At 62.1% G+C, this 19,268-nt stretch carries 19 protein-coding genes and 1 pseudogene; 8 read left to right on the top strand and 12 right to left on the bottom strand.

What is annotated here, in order from left to right; translation table 11 throughout:
- A complete protein-coding gene (locus tag SIC14_RS02535; protein ID WP_412564276.1) occupies positions 1-2,187 on the top strand; it encodes a heavy metal translocating P-type ATPase in 2,187 nt (728 codons plus the stop codon).
- A gap of 20 nt (positions 2,188-2,207) precedes the next feature.
- The gene (gene ccoS, locus SIC14_RS02530; protein ID WP_412564275.1) at positions 2,208-2,366 is read left to right on the top strand and encodes a cbb3-type cytochrome oxidase assembly protein CcoS; all 159 of its coding nucleotides are present in this window, start codon (positions 2,208-2,210) and stop codon (positions 2,364-2,366) included.
- Positions 2,367-2,484: 118 nt separating this feature from the next.
- Here the strand turns inward: ccoS and SIC14_RS02525 are convergent, their stop codons facing one another.
- The 4 genes from SIC14_RS02525 to SIC14_RS02510 all read right to left on the bottom strand — a co-directional run bounded on the left by SIC14_RS02525 (position 2,485) and on the right by SIC14_RS02510 (position 6,028).
- Positions 2,485-3,834: a D-alanyl-D-alanine carboxypeptidase family protein gene (locus tag SIC14_RS02525; protein WP_412565810.1), complete on the bottom strand. Its 1,350-nt coding sequence runs from the start codon at positions 3,832-3,834 to the stop codon at positions 2,485-2,487.
- 345 nt (positions 3,835-4,179) lie between these two features.
- Positions 4,180-4,695, bottom strand: a complete 516-nt coding sequence (locus tag SIC14_RS02520) for an N-acetyltransferase family protein (protein ID WP_412564274.1) — start codon at positions 4,693-4,695, stop codon at positions 4,180-4,182.
- 8 nt (positions 4,696-4,703) lie between these two features.
- Entirely contained in the window at positions 4,704-5,252 is a 549-nt protein-coding gene (locus SIC14_RS02515; RefSeq protein WP_412564273.1) for a helix-turn-helix domain-containing protein, read from the bottom strand.
- A 68-nt stretch (positions 5,253-5,320) separates the two neighbouring features.
- A complete protein-coding gene (locus SIC14_RS02510) occupies positions 5,321-6,028 on the bottom strand; it encodes an HAD family hydrolase (protein WP_412564272.1) in 708 nt (235 codons plus the stop codon).
- A gap of 122 nt (positions 6,029-6,150) precedes the next feature.
- Between SIC14_RS02510 and clpS the strand changes: the two genes are divergently transcribed.
- The 5 genes from clpS (at position 6,151) to SIC14_RS02485 (ending at position 9,862) form a co-directional block, all read left to right on the top strand.
- Positions 6,151-6,501, top strand: coding sequence for an ATP-dependent Clp protease adapter ClpS (clpS, locus tag SIC14_RS02505; RefSeq protein ID WP_412564271.1), 351 nt, complete (start codon positions 6,151-6,153; stop codon positions 6,499-6,501).
- A 39-nt stretch (positions 6,502-6,540) separates the two neighbouring features.
- Positions 6,541-7,533: a class I SAM-dependent methyltransferase gene (locus SIC14_RS02500; protein WP_412564270.1), complete on the top strand. Its 993-nt coding sequence runs from the start codon at positions 6,541-6,543 to the stop codon at positions 7,531-7,533.
- 33 nt (positions 7,534-7,566) lie between these two features.
- A complete protein-coding gene (locus SIC14_RS02495) occupies positions 7,567-8,364 on the top strand; it encodes an SDR family NAD(P)-dependent oxidoreductase (protein WP_412564269.1) in 798 nt (265 codons plus the stop codon).
- A gap of 97 nt (positions 8,365-8,461) precedes the next feature.
- Entirely contained in the window at positions 8,462-9,355 is an 894-nt protein-coding gene (gene hemF / locus SIC14_RS02490) for an oxygen-dependent coproporphyrinogen oxidase (RefSeq protein WP_412564268.1), read from the top strand.
- A gap of 102 nt (positions 9,356-9,457) precedes the next feature.
- Positions 9,458-9,862 (top strand): GFA family protein, encoded by a 405-nt coding sequence (locus tag SIC14_RS02485; RefSeq protein WP_412564267.1) that lies wholly within the window; start codon positions 9,458-9,460, stop codon positions 9,860-9,862.
- Between the two features lie 114 nt (positions 9,863-9,976).
- Here SIC14_RS02485 and SIC14_RS02480 read toward each other — a convergent pair whose 3' ends face one another.
- From SIC14_RS02480 to SIC14_RS02445, 8 genes and pseudogenes are all read right to left on the bottom strand, one after another.
- Positions 9,977-10,201 (bottom strand): formate dehydrogenase subunit delta, encoded by a 225-nt coding sequence (locus SIC14_RS02480; RefSeq protein WP_412564266.1) that lies wholly within the window; start codon positions 10,199-10,201, stop codon positions 9,977-9,979.
- Positions 10,198-11,004, bottom strand: a complete 807-nt coding sequence (gene fdhD, locus SIC14_RS02475) for a formate dehydrogenase accessory sulfurtransferase FdhD (RefSeq protein ID WP_412564265.1) — start codon at positions 11,002-11,004, stop codon at positions 10,198-10,200. The genes SIC14_RS02480 and fdhD overlap by 4 nt, the downstream gene beginning before the upstream one ends.
- Positions 11,004-13,888, bottom strand: a pseudogene (gene fdhF / locus SIC14_RS02470) (formate dehydrogenase subunit alpha). Before fdhF ends, fdhD begins: the two are co-directional and overlap by 1 nt.
- The gene (locus SIC14_RS02465) at positions 13,885-15,411 is read right to left on the bottom strand and encodes a formate dehydrogenase beta subunit (RefSeq protein ID WP_412564264.1); all 1,527 of its coding nucleotides are present in this window, start codon (positions 15,409-15,411) and stop codon (positions 13,885-13,887) included. The pseudogene fdhF and the gene SIC14_RS02465 overlap by 4 nt, the downstream one beginning before the upstream one ends.
- Positions 15,408-15,887, bottom strand: a complete 480-nt coding sequence (locus SIC14_RS02460) for a formate dehydrogenase subunit gamma (RefSeq protein ID WP_412564263.1) — start codon at positions 15,885-15,887, stop codon at positions 15,408-15,410. The genes SIC14_RS02465 and SIC14_RS02460 overlap by 4 nt, the downstream gene beginning before the upstream one ends.
- Before the next feature lie 92 nt (positions 15,888-15,979).
- Positions 15,980-16,876, bottom strand: coding sequence for a LysR family transcriptional regulator (locus SIC14_RS02455; RefSeq protein WP_412564262.1), 897 nt, complete (start codon positions 16,874-16,876; stop codon positions 15,980-15,982).
- A 108-nt stretch (positions 16,877-16,984) separates the two neighbouring features.
- Complete coding sequence (locus SIC14_RS02450) at positions 16,985-17,947, bottom strand: acetyl-CoA carboxylase carboxyltransferase subunit alpha (RefSeq protein ID WP_412564261.1); 963 nt, start codon at positions 17,945-17,947, stop codon at positions 16,985-16,987.
- A gap of 144 nt (positions 17,948-18,091) precedes the next feature.
- A complete protein-coding gene (locus SIC14_RS02445; protein ID WP_412564260.1) occupies positions 18,092-18,688 on the bottom strand; it encodes a LysE family translocator in 597 nt (198 codons plus the stop codon).
- A 72-nt stretch (positions 18,689-18,760) separates the two neighbouring features.
- Here SIC14_RS02445 and SIC14_RS02440 point away from each other — a divergent pair, with 72 nt between their 5' ends.
- On the top strand, positions 18,761-19,213 hold the full coding sequence (locus tag SIC14_RS02440) for an Lrp/AsnC family transcriptional regulator (RefSeq protein ID WP_412564259.1): 453 nt from the start codon (positions 18,761-18,763) through the stop codon (positions 19,211-19,213).
- Positions 19,214-19,268: the final 55 nt, after the last annotated feature.

Raw genomic sequence — 19,268 nt, 5'->3', positions numbered from 1 at the left:
ATGACCGAAGCCCTGCGCCCCCAACCCGCTGCCTGTCCGGCCTGTGTGGCCGCCCCCTCTGCCGAGGCGATTGCTGAAGCGGCCGCGCCGAAAGAGGCGCGGCTGGCGCTTTCCGTGCCTGCGGTGCATTGCGCCGCCTGTATCTCGACTGTGGAAAAGGCGCTGGCGGCTGTGCCCGGTGTGAAAGAGGCGCGGGTGAACCTGACGCTGAAACGCGCCAATATCGCAGCCGATCCTGACCTGGAGGTCGCGCCCCTGATCGCGGCGCTGGACGCGGTAGGCTATGAGGCGCATGAGCTGGACGTGGGCAGCCTGAGTGCGACCGAGACTGACAAGGCGGGTCGTGAGCTGCTGATGCGGTTGGCGGTGGCGGGCTTTGCCTCAATGAATGTGATGCTGTTGTCGGTGTCGGTCTGGTCCGGCGCCGAGGCGGCGACACGCGACCTGTTCCACTGGATTTCGGCGGCGATTGCACTGCCCACAATTGTCTTTTCCGGCCAGCCGTTTTTCCGCAATGCCTTTGCCGCGCTGAAAAACGGGCGGCTCAACATGGATGTGCCGATTGTGCTGGCGATTGTGCTGGCGGTGGTGACATCGCTTTGGGAAACCTCCCTTTCGGGGGAGCACGCCTATTTCGACGCCGCGCTGACATTGGTGTTTTTCCTGTTGGCGGGCCGCTATCTGGACCATCGCACCCGCGCGGTGGCCCGATCCGCGGCTGAGGAACTGGCAGCGTTGGAAGTGCCCCGGGCGATTGTCTTGCGGGATGGCGCTGAGGTAAAGCTGCCGGTGGCCGAGGTTGCGGTGGGCGATCTGGTGCTGGTGCGCCCCGGTGGGCGAATGCCGGTCGATGGCGAAATCGTCGAAGGCACCTCGGAAATCGACCGTTCCCTGCTGACCGGGGAGACCCTGCCGGTATTTGCCACAGCAGGCCAGGACGTGTCCGCCGGAGAGGTCAATCTAACCGGCCCGCTGACCCTGCGCGCAACTGCTGTGGGCAAAGATACCTCGCTGCACCGGATGGCCGATCTGGTGGCGGTCGCGGAATCTGGGCGGTCGCGCTACACTTCTCTGGCGGATGGGGCGGCCAAGCTTTATGCGCCGGGTGTGCATATTCTCTCGGCGCTTAGTTTCCTGGGCTGGCTGCTTTATTCCGGTGATATGCGCACCGCGCTGAACATTGCTGCGGCGGTTCTGATCATCACCTGCCCCTGTGCGCTGGGATTGGCGGTGCCAGCGGTGACGACTGCGGCCTCGGGCCGGTTGTTCCGCAAAGGGATGCTGATCAAACATTCCACCGCATTGGAACGTTTGGCGCAGGTCGACACGGTTGTCTTTGACAAGACCGGCACGCTTACGGCAGGCACGCCGGAGCTGACCAACCTCACTGTTCACAACGCCACTGATCTGCAGATTGCGCTGGCGCTGGCCGAAGGCTCGGCGCATCCGCTGTCGACGTCCTTGACCCAAGCCGCCCGCGCCGCAGGGGTGGAACCGGCGGTGATTTCCGAGGTCAGCGAAGTGCCGGGCTACGGCACTGAGGCGCGCTGGGGCGACAAACGGGTGCGTCTGGGCCGTGGGGCCTGGGTTGGCGCGCCAAAGTCGAAAATGACCACAGCCTGGCTGGCCGTGGACGGGCAGGCCCCGGTCGCCTTTACCTTTACCGACCGTCTGCGTGACGGGGCAGAAGTGGCCGTGAAAGCGCTGCAAGACGCGGGCAAAGAGGTCATCCTGTTGTCTGGTGACAACACCGGCGCGGTGGAAGAACTGGCGGGGCGTCTGGGGATCACCCATTGGCTGGCCGAAGCGCTGCCCGAAGACAAAGCCACCCGTATTCAGGTTCATGCGGTGGCGAATAAGAAGGTTTTGATGGTGGGCGACGGTCTGAACGACACGGCGGCGCTGACGGCGGCGCATGTCTCGATCTCGCCAGCTTCGGCGCTGGATGCGGCGCGGGTTGCCTCGGACATTGTGCTGCTGGGTGGCGACCTGTCCCCGATCGCCGAGGCGCTGGAGACAGCAAAATCCGCAACAAAACGGATCCGTGAAAACTTCCAGATTGCGACGCTTTACAACGTGATCGCCGTGCCGGTTGCGGTGATCGGTCTGGCGACGCCGCTGGTGGCCGCCTTGGCGATGTCGACCAGCTCGATTACAGTGTCGCTGAACGCATTGCGCCTGCGCTGAGTGGCGAAAGGATTAGCCCCATGGAAATCATCGCCTATCTGATCCCGATTTCGCTGTTTCTGGGCGGCGTCGGGCTGGCCGCCTTTGTCTACACCGTGCGGAGTAATCAATATGACGATCCCGACGGCAACAGCCAGCGGATCCTGAGCAACGACTATGACGACAAGCCAAAGAGCTGATTGCGGGACGTTGACCGTCCTGAAAGAAAGCCCCCGTCTGTCACAACAGGCGGGGGCTTCTCTTTGGTGGTAGCGAACAGCGGCGGGGAGGAACGCCGACGAGGGTTCACTAGGGCCCTTAGCCCGGTCCCACCATGAAACAGGTGACTTGGCGTGCCTGCAGGCGGCGGCAGGCCAGATCGGCCTTTTCCCGTGGCATACCCAGGAAATGGGCGTCGTAGCCGGATTTGCTCTTCACCACTTTGCGCAGGGATCCGTCCAGCGTGCTCATCTCGGTCAGGGCGGTTTTCAGCAGCATCCGCTCCGCCGCGTAACGGCTGGGGAAACGACCCACGTTGATGCCCCAATGATTGCCCCCAGAAGAGGCGAGGCGGGTCACCACCTCTTGCCCGTTGTCGGTGGCAGGGGTGTCCTCCACCGCTTTGGTGTCTGTGCTGGCCAGCACCAGATCCTTCGCGCTCATCCGCGCCTTGGGCCGGACCTTGCCATTGGCCTCGGCCACGGCGGCGTTAATGTCATCGCTCAGGGCCAGCAATACCGGATCATTGGTCTTGGTTGCAGCTGTGGCGGTGGGGACGGCTGCGGCGCCCGGACGGGCCTTCGGCCTGAGGCTGCGTTTCACCGCTGTGGCGACCCGCACAATTTTACCCGTCCCCGGTTCCGCGCCATAGACAGGTCGCGCCGGCTTGCGCACGGCAACGCGGGTGGCGGCCTTGCGGAACCCCATATCCAACAGTTCGGCCACACGTTTGTTGCGGGTCGCGGTAGAGCGGCCGCCAAAGACGGTGGCGATGATCCGTTCGCTGCCCCGTTCCGCCGAAGCCACAAGGTTGAAGCCTGCCGCGCGGGTGTAGCCGGTCTTGATCCCATCCGCGCCGCGATAGTTCGCCAGCAGGCGGCGGTTGGTGTTGTTCACCGTTTTGATGCCCGCGTGAGTCGATTTGCGCGAGAACAGATTGTAGTACTCGGGGTAGTCATAAAAGATGTGCCGCCCCAATGTGGTCATATCACGGGCGGTGGACATATGACCTTTTTCAGTCAGGCCATGGGCGTTTTTGAAAGTGGTGCGGCTCATCCCCAGCGCTTTGGCGGTGCGGTTCATCCGGCGGGCAAAAGCCGCCTCGGAGCCGGAGATGGCAATGCCAATTGCGGTGGCGGCGTCATTGGCGGATTTCACCGCAGCCGCGCGGATCAGGTAGCGCAGCTTGATACGCTGACCGGCCACCAGACCCAGTTTGGACGGCGGTTCCGCGGCGGCTTTTGAGGTGATACGCACCTTGGTGTCAAGGCTGATTTCCCCCCGTTCGACCGCTTCAAAGGCGATATAAAGCGTCATCATCTTGGTCAGAGAGGCCGGGTGCAGCCGCGTGTCTGCATTGCGCGAATGGATCACCCGCCCGTCGCGGGCATCCACGACCATCGCAGCATAGGGCGCGGCCTGCGCGCTGAGGGGAACCACAACGAGCATCCACAATAGAGCGAATGCGAGCATTGCCCAACGAGCACGCCGTCTTGCACGGAATTTACCGATCAAGTCACTGATGACTGCCATATCTGCCTCTGTGCCGCCGGTTTTCCGGTCTGGCCTCATTTTTGTTGAGGTGAGGCTAGCACATCAACTGCATCGAATAAAGCCTGTCGCACTAACGCTTTTGTATATATGGCGGCAGATCGCTTGGGCGCCGGTAGGGGGCGCAGATATGGTGGTTGTCTGTGTGGACAGGGCGAAACCGTGGATTTACGGGGGCACTTTGCGGGGGTTGCTCTTTTGCAACCCGCCCGTGAAAGCCCCTGTTGTCCCCGGTTGATCCCGTCACCGGAGTGGTTTGTACATATAGGTGGTCGAATCGTGTCGCGTTCCGTCGACCGACAGACAGTAGCCCGGAATCACCCCCGCCACCTCAAACCCCAATGTGCGGTACAGCGGCTCGGCGGTGTCGCCGGTGCGGGTGTCCAACGTCAGCAGGGTTTTGCCGTGGTCGCGGGCTGCGGCCTCCAACGTGGTCATCAGTTGCCGCGCCAGCCCTTTGCGGCGGTGATTGGGATGGACCAGCAGTTTGGAAACCTCGCCCCGGTGGGGCTGGTTGCGGGGCATGCCGGTGATGAGGCTCACAACACCGGCCAGTTCGCCCTCCTCAAGCGCGACAAAGATCTGCCGGTCGCCCGCGGCCACCTCGGGCCGCAGCGCTTGCCAGAAGGCGCGGGCCTCGGACAGATCATGCGGCAGGATGAAGCCAACGCTGGCGCCGTCCAGCACCGTTGCGTGCAGCACGCCTGCAAGCGCGTCGAGGTGGGAGTCCATTTCAGGGGCGGTGAGGGCGGTGATCATGTCGGGCCTCAAATCAGGAATAGCTGGTAACTGGCGGGCTGATTGCCCGTTTCAAATCGGGTTGCGCCATGTAGCCGGTAGCGCAGGCAATCCCCGGGTTGGAGGCCATGAGACGTGCCTTCGACTGTGACGGTCAGCGCGCCAGCATTAAGCAGGAGGTGATGTTCCAGACCGGCACGTGGCGGCGCCTCATAACTCAGGCATTGTTGGGCGGGCAGGTGGCACTCCAGCCACTCTCCGGCCAGATCGGCAGAGGCGGGTGACAGCACGGTGCGGCGAAACCCGGTGGCGGGATCGACCCAGCTGCTGCGGGCCTCGGCAGGGATCACGGCGGGCGGCTGATCTTCGACCATGGCCAGCAGGCGGGACATCGATAGCCCGTAAGCGCGGCAGAGACGGGCCAGAGTCTGGGTGGTTGGGCTGACCTGCGCCTTTTCCACCCGGGCCAGGGTGGCGCGGCTGAGGCCGGTGATCTCGGCCAGCTGGTCAAGGGAATGTCCGGCGCTGGCCCGCAGTTGGGTCAGGTGCTGGGCTAGGGCGGTGTCAGCGGGGTCCATTTCGTCTCACATTTGACCGATTCGTTCATATGTGAGAATTTCGGTCAGAAGAGAGGCTGTAAACCCCGTTAGCCCTGTTCGATGCGTTCCACCAGCGCTGGCAGCAGCCCAAGGTGATCCAATGCCTCATATTTAGGCGCATGATCGGGGGCGGGGGCTTTCTCCATCTCCCAGATCAGCCCATGCGGCACGTAAACACCCCAGCCGCCGGCCTCCACCATGGGCACCACGTCAGACTTCATCGAATTGCCCGCCATCAGCCCGCGCGCGGCCCCATCGCCGTGATCCGCGAAGATGCGGGTGTAGACCTCGGGCCGCTTGTCAGTGACGATCTCCACCCCGTCAAACAGATCGCCCAGACCGGATTGTGCCAGCTTGCGTTCCTGATCGATCAGATCGCCCTTGGTGATCAGCAGCACACGATGGCTGTCGGCCAGCGCTTCCACCGCCTCTTGCGCGTGGGGCAAAAGCTCAATCGGGTGTTGCAACATCTCCTGTCCAGCATCAATCAGCTCGCGCAGCACCGCGCCCGGCACTCGGTTTTCTGTCACCTCCAACGCGGTTTCGATCATCGACAGGACAAAGCCTTTCACCCCGAACCCGTAATGCCCGATGTTGCGCCGCTCAGCCGCCAGTAGACGGTCCATCAGGTGGTCATTGTCGGCATGATCGCGCAGCAAATCGGCGAATCGGTCCTGCGTGATGCGGAAGAACCTTTCGTTGTGCCAAAGGGTGTCATCGGCATCGAAACCAATTGTAGTGAGTTTTCGGGCCAAGATTCGCTCCGTATTTATGCAAGAGTCGCAGGGATCAGGGTCGCAGCCCTCTTTTCTCGGCTACAACACAGGTTATATAGACCGTTCTAAGCCCCGAAGCTCAACACTGAAGACCCTGTATTATGATCGACCCGTCCAAGACGCCTGTCACCATGTCTGATAGCGATGATGATTTCGGCGGCGACACCTCCGTCGCTTTGAAAACCAAGCCGAAGACCAAGCGCCCGCCGCTGTATAAGGTGATGCTGCTGAATGATGATTACACGCCGATGGAATTCGTCGTGCATATTCTCGAGCGTTTCTTTGGCCTGACCCACAGCCAGGCGTTTGAGATCATGCTGACCGTGCACAAAAAAGGTGTCGCGGTGGTGGGTGTCTTCAGCCACGAGATTGCAGAGACCAAGGTGACACAGGTGATGGATTTTGCCCGTCGTCATCAGCATCCGCTGCAATGCACCATGGAAAAAGAGTAACCTGACGCCGTTGCGCTGGTTGCTGGAAAAGGTTCCGACATGACCCATCCCCGTTTGTCCCTGGCCCTTGCGGCGGGGGGGCTTGCCTTTGGTGACGGCCGTGTGGCGGTTTTTGGCCCCCGCGCGGATGTAAGCCTGCGTGACCTGCCGCAGGCGCGCTGCCAGCTGATCACCGGGTTCAAACCGGATGTGGACCTGTTTGAACAACAGGGCTGGGACGTTGCGGTCGCGCCAGAGGGGGCCTTTACCGCCGCAATGGTGTTCCTGCCGCGCGCCAAGAAGCTGGCGAAGGCGATGATCCACACGGCTGTGGCCCTGTCCGCGGGGCCAGTGGTGATTGATGGCTCTAAGAATGAAGGCGTGGACAGCCTGCTGAAGGATCTGCGCAAACGTGGTGTGGTGGAGAATGTGATCTCCAAGGCGCATGGCAAACTGTTCTGGATCACCGGCTTCACCGCAGCGGATCTCGCGGACTGGCAAGCCCCAGAACGGCAGGAGATCGACGAGGGTTTCGAGACTGCGCCGGGGGTGTTTTCGGCGGATGGCATCGATCCGGCGTCGCGGCTGTTGGTGTCGGCACTGCCCGACAAGCTGGGCAAACATGTTGCGGATCTGGGCGCGGGCTGGGGCTATCTGGCGCGCAACATCCTGACGCGGGAGAAGGTCAAAACGCTCGCCCTGGTCGAATCAGATCATGCGGCCATCACCTGCGCGCAAGCGAATGTGCGTGACGATCGGGCCACATTCCACTGGGCGGATGCCACTGCGTGGCGGTCTGAAAGGTTGCTGGATGCGGTCATCATGAACCCGCCGTTTCACACCGGCCGCGCCGTAGAACCCCAATTGGGACAGGCGTTTATCGCCACGGCTGCGCGCAATCTGGCGCAGTCCGGACAGCTGTGGATGGTGGCAAACCGCCACCTGCCTTATGAAACAACTCTTGCCGAGCGGTTTCTGGATGTTAAAGAAATTGCAGGTGATAACCGGTTCAAAGTTCTTCACGCAGCGCGGCCCCGCCGCTCTGGTCGTTAATCGCAGCCAGGCCTCAGCCCGCAGGAGTTCTCCATGTCTTTCGCTATTTCCGGCAAAACTGCCATCGTCACTGGTGGCGCTAACGGCATCGGCTTGGCCATTGGGCGGCACTTTCTGGACAAGGGTGCCAATGTGATCTTCGCCGATATGGACGAAGGCAACCTGATCAAGGAGCTGGGTCCCAATGAAGAGGGCAACGCGCACCGCTATTTTGCCGGTGACCTGCGCGAAAAGCTGACGCTGGCGAACCTGCTCTCGGCCACACTGGATGCATTTGATACGGTTGATATTCTGGTCAATGCCTCACGCCAGATCATCGCGGCAGACCCACTGAACAGCGACGACGCGATGGAGGTGATGCTGCAGCAGAACCTGCTGACCTCGCTGAAGCTGTCGCAGATGGTGGCGAAACGGATGATCAAACAGGCCGATGGGGACACTGAAGGCACCGCGGGCACCATTGTAAACATCTCCTGCATTGCCTCGCGCCGCTCCTCGCCTGAACTGCTGGCCTATTCGGTCAGCACTGCGGCGCTGGATCAGATGACCCGTTCACTGGCCGTGGCGCTGGCGCCGAACCGGATCCGGGTGAACGGGCTGTCTTTTGGCTCGGTCATGTCGAACAGCCTGAAAGAAACCCTGCGCGAAAACAGCGACTACCGTGAGGAAATCGAAGCCCGCACGCCGCTGGGCCGCATTGCCGCCCCCACCGAGCTGACCGAGGCGGCGCAGTTTCTTGCCTCGGATGCGTCGGGCTTTATGACCGGTCAGATCATGACCGTGGACGGCGGCCGCACCCTGATGGATCCGGTCACCGCACCGGCGCATTGACCCCGTAAAGGGACCCGTGGCGCCCTGCGCCAATCTGGGCGCTTTCCGCGCTGGACCTGGGGTGTTAGACCGGAGCCAAGTGAGACATGAGGCCCCGATGACTGAAGAGTTTGCATCCGAAAAACAACGCGCCAGCCAGTGGTTCCGCCAGCTGCGTGACGAAATTGTTGCCGCCTTTGAGGCGCTGGAGGACAGCCAGACCACCGGTCCCTTCGCGGATCAACCTGCCGGACGCTTTGAAGTGACCGAGACCAAACGCGCCTCGGCAGATGGTTCGGACGCGGGTGGCGGCCTGATGAGTGTGATGCGCGGCGGCCGGGTGTTTGAAAAGGTGGGGGTCAACATCTCCACCGTTTACGGCGAGTTGGGCGAACGGGCCCAGAACGCCATGGCCGCGCGCAAAGGCATCCCCGGCATGAAAGAGGATCCGCGCTTCTGGGCCTCGGGCATTTCGCTGGTGGCCCATATGCAGAACCCGCATACACCTGCGGTGCATATGAACACCCGCATGTTCTGGACCCCGCACGCCTGGTGGTTTGGCGGTGGGTCGGACCTGAACCCCTGCATCGAATATGATGAGGACACAGCGCATTTCCATGGCGTGCAGCAAGACTACTGCGACAAGCACGATACCACGTTTTATCCGCGCCTGAAGGCATGGGCGGATGAGTATTTCTTTGTGCCTCATCGCGGCCGCGCCCGCGGGGTTGGCGGCATCTTTCTGGATGACCACAATTCGGGCGACTGGGAGGCGGACTTTGCCTTTATTCAGGACGTTGGCCGTTCTTTCCTGCCGGCCTTCCTGCCGGTGACCGAGAAACGTCGGGACACAGACTGGAATGAGGCGGACAAAGACCAGCAGCTGCAGCACCGTGGCCTTTATGCGGAATATAACCTTGTCTATGACCGTGGCACCAAGTTTGGACTGGAGACCGGACATGACGCCAACGCGGTTCTGATGAGCCTGCCGCCGATGGCGAAATGGGTGTGAACAGCGCCACACGATTGGGATAGAAAACGGCCCCTGCTGCGGCGGGGGCTTTTTCTTTGGCGGGGGTTGGGACAGGGTGAGGCATCAGCGGAGGAGAGAACCATGGCCAAAGGGGAATGCAACTGCGGGGCGGTGCGGTTCGAGATCACGTCGGAAATCCGCGACGTCTACATGTGCCACTGTTCCATCTGCCGCCGCATGACCGGCGGCGCTGGTGTGCCGGTGGTGGTGGTCCCGAATGAGGATTTCCGTTGGCTGTCGGGGCAAGACAATATCGCCACCTGGAAAAAGCCCGATGTCGATTGGCAGGGTTGGTTCTGCCGGACCTGCGGATCCCCTCTGCCGGGGGACAATGACCCTGCGCGCACCTATGTGCCCGTGGGCGTGCTGACCGAAGGGGCGGAAGCACTGGAGGTGAAACACCACATCTGGGTTGGCTCGAAGGCGCATTGGGATATGATTGGCGACGCTGGCACACAACACCCCGAGGCCTTTGGCACAGGCTGAGTGGAACGGGGTGAGCGGGGATGGGCTGAGAAAGGGTTAGGTGGCGTTGCCCCCTCCGTTCAAAAAGGGTTTTGAACGCCACCCCCAGAGTAGTTTTGGCAAGATGAAAGAGGGTCAGTCGATCTCCACCGGTTTGCGGATCTGTGGTGCGGCTTTCAGCACCAGTGGGCGCAGCCCGTTGCCACCGTCGGCGATGATCTGAAACAGCTGGTCGCGCATCCGCGGCTCCCAGAAGTCACTGATATGGGCGGCGACGCCTTCGATGCCTTCAGCTTCTTTTTTGCTTTCGAAAAAGGTGGCGATCTGGTTCGCCATGTAGATCAGTTTTTCCGGTTTCATTGCGGCTCTCCGCTGTGGATGCGGTGGGAATGGGTGAAAACGTCAAAGCGGCTGCCGCGGGCGCGGGTCACTATGGTGAGGCCGGCCTGATCGGCCAGATCGACCCCCAGCGCGGTGGGGGCAGAGACCGCTATCAGCACCGGCGCGCCGATCTGGGCGGTTTTCTGGATCATTTCGGACGACAGGCGGCTGGTGACGGTGACGGCGCCGCTGCTGGCATCGATCCCCGCAAGGGCAAGGGCGCCCGCCAATTTGTCCAGCGCATTGTGGCGGCCCACGTCTTCGCGCACGAGGATCAGACCGTCGCCGGGGCGATAGAACCCCGCAGCGTGGGCGGCATGGGTTTCATCATGCAGCGGCTGCTGCTGGCGCATGGTTGTGGTGGCGGCGTGGATGTCCTGACGGCGCAGCTGCAGGTCAGCAGTCACACGCGGCAGGGCGCGCATCGCCTGTTCCAGGCTTTCCACCCCACAAAGGCCACAGCCGACAGGGCCTGCCAGCGCACGGCGGCGCTTGGCCATTGCGGCGGCGCGGGCCTCAGGCAGCCACATCTGCAGCTCCACTCCCTGGGCGTGGCGGATCACCTCCACATCACCCAGTTCATCGGCACTGTCGACCAGGCCTTCGGTCAGGGAGAACCCTACGGCAAAGTCGATCAGGTCCGAAGGGGACCCCATCATCACCGCCAGCGTGGTGCCATTGTAGACCAGCGCAATGGGCATCTCCTCGGCCAGCGCGGTGGTCTGGTCGCTGAGGCCCAGAGGCCCGGCCGTCAGGCCCGGTTTATCTACCGCCGCCCGCATCACTCAGCCGCCGGCAGGATGCGGCGCGATTTCTCGGCCTGAGCGTTATAGTCTTCCTGCCAGTCGCTGGGACCGTTTGACAAGCTGACCTGCACCGCGGTGACCTTGTACTCCGGGCAGTTGGTGGCCCAGTCGGAGTAATCCGTGGTGATCACATTGGCCTGCGTGTCAGGGTGGTGGAAAGTGGTGTAGACCACGCCGGTGCTGACCCGATCGGTGATCTTGGCCCGCAGCGTGGTTTCGCCCGAACGCGAGGCCAGCTTCAGCCAGTCGCCATCCTTGATGCCGCGCACTTCGGCGTCATGGGCGTGGATCTCCAGCTCATCCTGATCGTGCCAGACGACGTTTTCCGTCCGCCGGGTCTGCGCACCCACGTTATACTGCGACAGGATGCGGCCGGTGGTCAGCAACAGCGGGAAGCGCGGGCCGGTTTTCTCATCCGTGGCGACATATTCGGTCACGATGAAGCGGCCTTTGCCCCGGACAAACCCATCGACATGCATCAACGGCGTGCCCTCGGGGTTGGCCTCATTGCAGGGCCATTGGACCGAGCCTTTTTCCTCCAGCATGGCATAGTCCACACCGGCAAAGCTGGGGGTGGTGGCGGCAATCTCATCCATGATCTGGCTGGGGTGGGTGTAGTGCCAATCGGCCCCCATTGCCTGCGCCAACAGCTGCGTCACCTCCCAGTCGGCATAGCCGTTTTTTCGGCGCCATAACCTTGCGCACGCGGTTGATGCGGCGTTCGGCATTGGTGAAGGTGCCGTCTTTTTCCAGGAAGGTCGAGCCGGGTAGGAAGACATGGGCGTAGTTGGCGGTTTCATTGAGGAAGAGGTCATGCACGATGACACATTCCATCGCCGCCAGACCGGCCGCCACATGTTTGGTGTCGGGGTCCGATTGCAGGATGTCCTCACCCTGACAGTAAAGGCCTTTGAAGGTGCCATCGACCGCCGCGTCCAGCATGTTGGGGATGCGCAGACCGGGTTCCGGATCGATGGTCACGCCCCATGCGTCTTCGAAAATGGCGCGGACCTCCGGGCCTTTCACATGGCGATAGCCCGGCAGTTCATGCGGGAAGCTGCCCATATCGCAGGAACCCTGCACGTTGTTCTGACCGCGCAGCGGGTTCACCCCGACACCGCGCCGGCCGATGTTGCCGGTCAGCATGGCTAGGTTGGCGATGCCGATCACAGTGGTGGAGCCCTGCGAATGTTCGGTCACACCCAGACCGTAGTAGATCGCGCCGTTGCCACCGGTGGCAAACAGACGCGCAGCGGCGCGCAACTCATGCGCAGGCACGCCGGTCAGCAGTTCAACGGCTTCCGGGCTGTGGCGCGGATCGCTGACAAATTCGGCGTATTCCTGGAACTCTTCCCAGTCACACCGCTCCTGGATGAAGGACTGATCCATCAGCCCTTCGGTCACGATCACATGGGCCAGCGCGGTCACAACGGCCACGTTTGTGCCGGGGCGCAGGGCCAGGTGATGCTGCGCCTCAATGTGGTTTGAACGCACCAGATCGGTACGGCGCGGGTCCACCACGATCAGCTTGGCGCCCTGACGCAGACGTTTCTTCAACCGGCTGGCAAAGACCGGATGCCCGTCGGTCGGGTTGGCGCCGATCACGATCACCACATCGGTGTCTTCGACACTGTCGAAATCCTGCGTCCCCGCCGAGGTGCCAAAGGTCTGCCCCAGCCCGTAGCCGGTGGGCGAATGGCAGACACGGGCGCAGGTGTCGGTGTTGTTGTTTAGGAACACGCCGCGCGCCAGTTTCTGCACCAGGAAGGTTTCCTCATTGGTGCAAACGGCTGGAGGTGATCACCCCGATAGACCGGCGGCCATGCTTTTCCTGCAGCCCTTTCAGACGGTTGGCAGCAAAGCTCAGCGCCTCGTCCCAGCTGACTTCCTGCCACGGATCCTCGATCGAGTCGCGGATCATCGGGTTCAGGATGCGATCTTTGTGGTTGGCATAGCCATAGGCGAAACGGCCCTTCACGCAGGAATGGCCACGGTTCGCCTTGCCGTGTTTGTAAGGCACCATACGCACCAGTTCGTCACCGCGCATTTCCGCCTTGAAGGAACAGCCCACGCCGCAGTAGGCGCAGGTGGTGATGACGGATTTGTCCGGCGTGCCCAGTTCGATGACGGATTTTTCCTGCAGGGTTGCGGTGGGGCAGGCCTGCACACAGGCGCCACAGCTGACGCAATCGGAACCCAGGAAATCATCCCCCGCCATCCCGGCAGAGACACGGCTGTCAAAGCCACGGCCTTCGATGGTCAGTGCAAAGGTGCCCTGCACCTCTTCGCAGGCGCGCACGCAGCGTGAACAGACGATGCATTTGGAGGGGTCATAGGTGAAATAGGGGTTGCTGTCGTCCTTGGGCAGCCACTGCGGGTTGTCTTCGCCGCTGGTGTTGCGGGCCTCAAAATGGGTTTCCTTGGCCTCATAGCGCACATCGCGCAGGCCCACGGCCCCGGCAGCATCCTGCAATTCGCAGTCGCCATTGGCCGCACAGGTCAGGCAGTCCAGCGGGTGGTCCGAGATGTAGAGCTCCATCACACCTTTGCGCAGCTTCTGCACCTTCTCGGTCTGGGTTTTCACCACCATGCCTTCGCTGACCGGGGTGGTGCAGGAAGCAGGGGTGCCACGGCGGCCTTCAATCTCGACCAGACACAAGCGGCAGGAGCCAAACGCCTCAACCGAGTCGGTGGCGCAAAGCTTGGGGATCTTGATCCCCGCCTCCATCGAGGCCCGCATGACCGAGGTGCCTTCGGGGACCGAAACCTCAAAGCCATCCACAGTGAGCGAGACCATGTTGGTGGATTTCGACGCGGGCGTGCCCATGTCGTAATCGTCGGGCATCATGAAATCTTTCATTCTGCGGCCTCCTTCGCGGGGGTGAATTCTTCGGGGAATTGTTCAAGGGCGGACATGACGGGGAAGGGGGTGAAGCCCCCCAGCGCGCAGAGCGATCCCTCTTTCATCGTGTCGCAAAGGTCGGTCAGCAGCTCCACCGCTGCGCTGTCACCGGCTTTGATGCGGTCGATGGTTTCCACACCGCGCACCGCACCAATGCGGCAGGGGGTGCATTTGCCGCAGCTTTCCACCGCGCAGAACTCCATCGCGAACCGCGCCATGCCCAGCATGTCGGCGCTGTCATCAAAGACCACGATACCGGCGTGGCCAATCAGGGCGTCTTCGGCGGTAAATTCCTCATAGCCAAAAGGCGTATCGAACTTGGCTGGCGCCAGATAGGCGCCCAAGGGGCCGCCGACCTGCACCGCCTTCACCGGACGGCCCGTCGCGGTGCCACCTGCGATGTCGTTGATAAGATCGCCCAGCGGCATGCCAAAGGCGGTTTCAAACAACCCGCCATATTTGACGTTGCCCGCGATCTGGATCGGCATGGTGCCGCGCGACCGGCCAAGGCCGAAGTCCGCGTAATGCTGCGCGCCTTTTTCCAGAATGACTGGCACGGTGGCCAGTGAGATCACGTTGTTAACCACGGTGGGCTTGCCCAAAAAACCCTCAAGGGCGGGCAGCGGTGGCTTGGCCCGCACGATGCCGCGCTTGCCTTCGAGCGAGTTCAGGAGCGAGGTTTCCTCGCCGCAGACATAGGCCCCCGCACCTACGCGGATTTCCATGTCGAACGCTTTGCCAGATCCCAACAGATCCGCGCCCAGCAGACCGTTCAGCCGGGCGATGCGCACGGCCTCTTTCATCACACGGATGGCCACGGGATATTCCGAACGCAGGTAGACATAGCCCTTGGTCGCCCCAACGGCGAGGCCAGCAATCGCCATGCCTTCGATCAGGGTGAAGGGGTCCCCTTCCATGATCATCCGGTCGGCAAAGGTGCCACTGTCGCCCTCATCAGCGTTGCAGATGATGTATTTCTGATCCGCCTCAGCGCCCAGAACCGTGTTCCATTTGATCCCCGTGGGGAAGCCCGCGCCACCACGGCCCCGCAGGCCCGATTCGGTGACTTCCTGCACCACATCGGCGGGTGTCATCGCCAGCGCGCGGCGCAGACCGGCGAGGCCGCCATGCGCCTCATAATCCGCAATCGACAGCGGGTCGATCACGCCGCAACGGGCAAAAGTCAGGCGGGTCTGGCGCGCCAGATAGGGGATCTCCTCCACCGGACCCAGTGCCTTGGCGTGGCCCTCAAGATCATCAAACAGAAACGGCACATCTGCGGTTTCCATCGGACCGAACCCCAGGCGGCCCGCCTCGGTCTCAACCTCGACCAGCGGTTCCAGCCAGACCATGCCGCGGGTGCCGTTGCGGATCAGTTCCACAGGGATGTCGCGAGCTTTGGCTTCGGCCAGAATGGCATCGGCAATGGCATCAGCGCCAACAGCCACGGCGGCGGTGTCTAGGGGCACGTAGATCTTCATGCGCTTGCCTCCGCCAGCAGGGTTTCCAGTTTCTCAGCCGTCAGGCGACCGTGTAGCGTGTCATCCACCATCGCAGCCGGTCCCGAGGCGCAGAGGCCAAGGCAATAGACCGGCTCCACCGTCACAGCGCCGTTTTTGGAGGTGCCGTGCCATTCCAGCCCCAGCTTTTGCAGCGCACCATCGGCCATCTGGTTCACCCCCATGGCCTGACAGGCCTCGGCGCGGCAGATCTTCACCACATGGCGGCCCGCAGGCAGGTCGCGGAAATCGTGGTAGAAGCTGACAACGCCATGCACCTCGGCGCGGCCGATGTTCAGATGATCCGCGATCACCGGCACCGCCGCGGCAGGGATGTGGTCAAATTCTTCCTGCACCGCGTGCAGGATCGGCAGCAGCGGACCCTCCAGCCCGTCGTGACGGGCGAGGATGTCATTCAATGCCTCGGCTTGAGTATCGGCAAGCAATGCAGCTGGCATCGCGCGGCCCTCCCTAACTGTAACTTAGCGCGATTTGGGTGGATTTCACACCGCAGTTCAATATCGCTTTTTCGTTACTTGATAGGTAAAGGCTATCGTTGCTTCAGTTGGTCCGAAAGCGACCTTGCCTGATCCAGAAGCGCCGCCAGCACCGGCGTGTGGGGCTCTCGGTGTGGCGCAATTAACCCAATCCGGTGGCTTGCTTCGGGGGCGATCAGGGGAATCGCAGTGAGGTCGGGGTTCTCCAGAAACACCTCCGCCCCCTTTTGCGGCAGAATCGTTGCCCAGCCCCCGGCCAGCACATGTGAGGTCAAAACGATCAGCGAAGAGGCTTCGATCTGCGGCTGCGCCTCGACGCCCACAGCCGTCAGATGTTCGTTGATGATCCGCCGGTTCTGCATGTCCGGCGTCAACAGCGCCAAGGGCAGGTCGCGCAGCTGTGCCCATTTTACCTGAGGCTCACCGGCCAGCGGATGGTCACGCCGCAACACCAGCGCGTAGCGTTCGGCATAGATCGGCACCGAGGTCACGCGGCCCAGCGGTTCATTGTCCAGATAGGTCAGACCCGCATCGATCTGCAGGTTTTCCAGCATCTTCAGAATTTCCCCCGAAGTGCGCGACCAGATGGTGAAACGCACATTGGGATGGCGGCTGGCAAAATCGGCGGTGAGGTCCGACACCAGCGTCAGCGCCGTTGGGATGACCGCCAGCCGCAGGTTTCCTGACAGACCTTGCCGTGCGGTGCGCATCTCTTCTTTCATGGTGCGCACGTCGCCAACGATCTGGCGCGACCAGTCCAGTACCCGCTGGCCTTCGGGCGTCAGCCCCTGAAACCGCGAGCCACGGTGCACCAACATCACCCCCAGCTGATCCTCCAATTGCTTGATTGCCGCTGAAAGGCTGGGTTGGGTGACGCCACAGGCCTCGGCCGCGCGGCCAAAGTGCTGTTCGCGGGCAAGGGCGATGAACATGTCCAGCTTTTCGATCATGACGCGACTATTGCCGGAATTCCGATCCAGCGGAAGGGCGGAAGGTAAAAGGGCCGCGCTGCATCTGGCAGGCGGCCCTTTGAAACGGGTGTCGGGTTGGGTTCAGGATCAGGCCGCGAGGCCCTTGCTGCCCATATCCAGGAATTTCTGACGGCGGTCTTTCACCAGCTGCTCCGGCGACTTGCCGGACAGTTCGTCCAGCATCGACTGGATCGCGGCCCCAACCGATTTGATCGAGGTATCCGTATCACGGTGCGCCCCGCCCATCGGTTCGTCGATGATCCGGTCGGCCACACCCAGCTTGGTCAGATCCTGCGCGGTCAGACGCAGGGCTTCGGCGGCTTCGCGCATCTTGTCACTGTCTTTCCACAGGATCGAGGCGCAGCCCTCGGGCGAGATCACCGAGTACACCGAATGCTCCAGCATCGCCACGCGGTTGGCGGTGGCAAAGGCAACCGCCCCGCCCGATCCGCCTTCGCCGATCACGATAGAGATCAGCGGCACGCCAATTTGCAGGCACTTCTCGGTCGAGCGGGCAATCGCTTCGGATTGGCCCCGTTCTTCGGCCCCTTTGCCGGGGTAGGCACCGGGGGTGTCCACCAGCGTTACAACCGGCAGGCCAAATTTGTCGGCCATTTCCAGCAGACGCACGGCTTTGCGGTAGCCCTCGGGGCGCGCCATGCCAAAGTTGCGCTCGATTCGGCTTTTGGTGTCGTTGCCTTTCTCATGACCGATCACCATCACCGGGGTATCCCCGAAGCGGGCCAGACCACCCATGACCGCATGGTCATCGGCAAAGTTCCGGTCGCCCGCCAGTGGCGTGTATTCGGTGAACAGCGCGTCGATGTAATCTTTACAGTGGGGACGGTCGGGGTGGCGTGCCACCTGACATTTCCGCCACGGGGTCAAGGACTTGTACAGCTCTTCCAGCAGCTCGGACGCTTTGGTGTCCAACGCGGCGGCTTCGTCCTCGATATCCATCTCCTCGTTCTGGCGGGCCATGGCGCGCAGCTCTTCGGCTTTGCCTTCGATCTCGGCAAGCGGGCGTTCAAAGTCGAGGTAGTTGGTCATAGTCAGTCATACTCCAGCCTTGGATGGCGAGTTATATGGCTGTGGTGCGCTTCAGATGCAACATCCCATGTGACGTTGGGGGAGGCCGGGGGAGGTTTTCCCCCGGTTTTGCGCCGTTTTAGGCAGCGGATTATTGAAAGCGGATTACTGCGGCACCACCACCGGCCAGAGCGAGGCCACCAGCAAGAGCGCCATGATCCCATTGAACACCCGCAGCCGCAGGGGCGAGGTCAGCACGCGGGTCATCTGCTGGCCCAGCACCGTCCAGCTGCTGACGGAGGGCAGGTTCACCGCGCCAAACACCGCAGCCACCATCAGGATCGACCAGGCCGTACGTTCTGGTGCATAAAGCGTGATCGCGGTCAGCGCCATCTGCCAGGCCTTGGGGTTTACCCATTGAAACGCCGCCGCCTGCAAAAAGGTCATCGGCCTGCCGGTGCTGCCATCGGTTTGCGGCATGCCGGCGTTGGCGATTTTCCACGCCAGCCACAACAGATAGGCAATGCCGGCGTATTTCAGCACGGTGTGGGTGATCGGGAAGGCATCAAACAGCCCCATCAACCCCAGCCCCACCAGCGCCACCATCAGGACAAAGCCCAAGCCCACCCCCAGCATATGCGGGATAGTGCGGCGAAACCCGTAGTTGGCGCCTGAGGCCATCAGCATCAGGTTGTTTGGCCCCGGGGTGATCGAGGTGACAAAGGCAAAAGCGGCGAGGGCGGTCAGAAGTTCATAAGTCATGGCGCAACATTATGCTGGAAATGCCGGCGTGAAATTGCAATTTTGGCTGTGAATGAAGGAGTGGGGCAATAAATGGCGAAGAGCGATCGCATCAACGACCGAATATTGCAGGAATTGTCGCGAGATGGCCGGATCTCCAATCTGGAGCTGGCGGAACGGGTGGGGCTGTCGCCCTCGGCCTGTCTGCGTCGGGTGCAGGAGCTGGAACGCTCCGGCGTGATCCTTGGCTACCGCGCGGTGATCAACCCGGCGGCGCGGGATGTCGGCTTTGTCGCCTATATCACCGTGGGGCTGGGGCTGCACACGAAATCGGCACAAGAGGCCTTTGAGCGCTCCATTGCCCGCGCCCACGAAGTGCGCGAATGTCACAACATCACCGGCACGGTGGAATACCTGCTGCGAGTCGAGGCGCGGGATTTGGCGGATTACAAACGGTTCCACACCGATATTCTGGGCACCTTAGACCAGGTAAATTCCATCACCACATTTGTCGTGATGGGATCACCCAAGGACGAGCGTGCCTGAGGTCTGCATACAGGGCAGGACGGGGTGGGGCGCTGCCCCCTTGGCCTGACGGCCA

The sequence above is a fragment of the Thalassobius sp. MITS945101 genome, from assembly GCF_047123305.1.
GTDB lineage: Bacteria > Pseudomonadota > Alphaproteobacteria > Rhodobacterales > Rhodobacteraceae > Thalassobius.
This window is presented reverse-complemented; position numbering and strand designations above follow the sequence as displayed.

What these genes read in the sequence shown, in the direction of transcription:
- SIC14_RS02535 (WP_412564276.1), top strand. Translation starts at nt 1, where the DNA reads ATGACCGAAGCCCTGCGCCCCCAACCCGCTGCCTGTCCGGCCTGTGTG.
- ccoS (WP_412564275.1), top strand. Translation starts at nt 2,208, where the DNA reads ATGGAAATCATCGCCTATCTGATCCCGATTTCGCTGTTTCTGGGCGGC.
- SIC14_RS02525 (WP_412565810.1), bottom strand. Translation starts at nt 3,834, where the DNA reads ATGCTCGTTGTGGTTCCCCTCAGCGCGCAGGCCGCGCCCTATGCTGCG.
- SIC14_RS02520 (WP_412564274.1), bottom strand. Translation starts at nt 4,695, where the DNA reads ATGATCACCGCCCTCACCGCCCCTGAAATGGACTCCCACCTCGACGCG.
- SIC14_RS02515 (WP_412564273.1), bottom strand. Translation starts at nt 5,252, where the DNA reads ATGGACCCCGCTGACACCGCCCTAGCCCAGCACCTGACCCAACTGCGG.
- clpS (WP_412564271.1), top strand. Translation starts at nt 6,151, where the DNA reads ATGATCGACCCGTCCAAGACGCCTGTCACCATGTCTGATAGCGATGAT.
- SIC14_RS02500 (WP_412564270.1), top strand. Translation starts at nt 6,541, where the DNA reads ATGACCCATCCCCGTTTGTCCCTGGCCCTTGCGGCGGGGGGGCTTGCC.
- SIC14_RS02495 (WP_412564269.1), top strand. Translation starts at nt 7,567, where the DNA reads ATGTCTTTCGCTATTTCCGGCAAAACTGCCATCGTCACTGGTGGCGCT.
- hemF (WP_412564268.1), top strand. Translation starts at nt 8,462, where the DNA reads ATGACTGAAGAGTTTGCATCCGAAAAACAACGCGCCAGCCAGTGGTTC.
- SIC14_RS02485 (WP_412564267.1), top strand. Translation starts at nt 9,458, where the DNA reads ATGGCCAAAGGGGAATGCAACTGCGGGGCGGTGCGGTTCGAGATCACG.
- SIC14_RS02480 (WP_412564266.1), bottom strand. Translation starts at nt 10,201, where the DNA reads ATGAAACCGGAAAAACTGATCTACATGGCGAACCAGATCGCCACCTTT.
- fdhD (WP_412564265.1), bottom strand. Translation starts at nt 11,004, where the DNA reads ATGCGGGCGGCGGTAGATAAACCGGGCCTGACGGCCGGGCCTCTGGGC.
- SIC14_RS02465 (WP_412564264.1), bottom strand. Translation starts at nt 15,411, where the DNA reads ATGAAGATCTACGTGCCCCTAGACACCGCCGCCGTGGCTGTTGGCGCT.
- SIC14_RS02460 (WP_412564263.1), bottom strand. Translation starts at nt 15,887, where the DNA reads ATGCCAGCTGCATTGCTTGCCGATACTCAAGCCGAGGCATTGAATGAC.
- SIC14_RS02455 (WP_412564262.1), bottom strand. Translation starts at nt 16,876, where the DNA reads ATGATCGAAAAGCTGGACATGTTCATCGCCCTTGCCCGCGAACAGCAC.
- SIC14_RS02450 (WP_412564261.1), bottom strand. Translation starts at nt 17,947, where the DNA reads ATGACCAACTACCTCGACTTTGAACGCCCGCTTGCCGAGATCGAAGGC.
- SIC14_RS02445 (WP_412564260.1), bottom strand. Translation starts at nt 18,688, where the DNA reads ATGACTTATGAACTTCTGACCGCCCTCGCCGCTTTTGCCTTTGTCACC.
- SIC14_RS02440 (WP_412564259.1), top strand. Translation starts at nt 18,761, where the DNA reads ATGGCGAAGAGCGATCGCATCAACGACCGAATATTGCAGGAATTGTCG.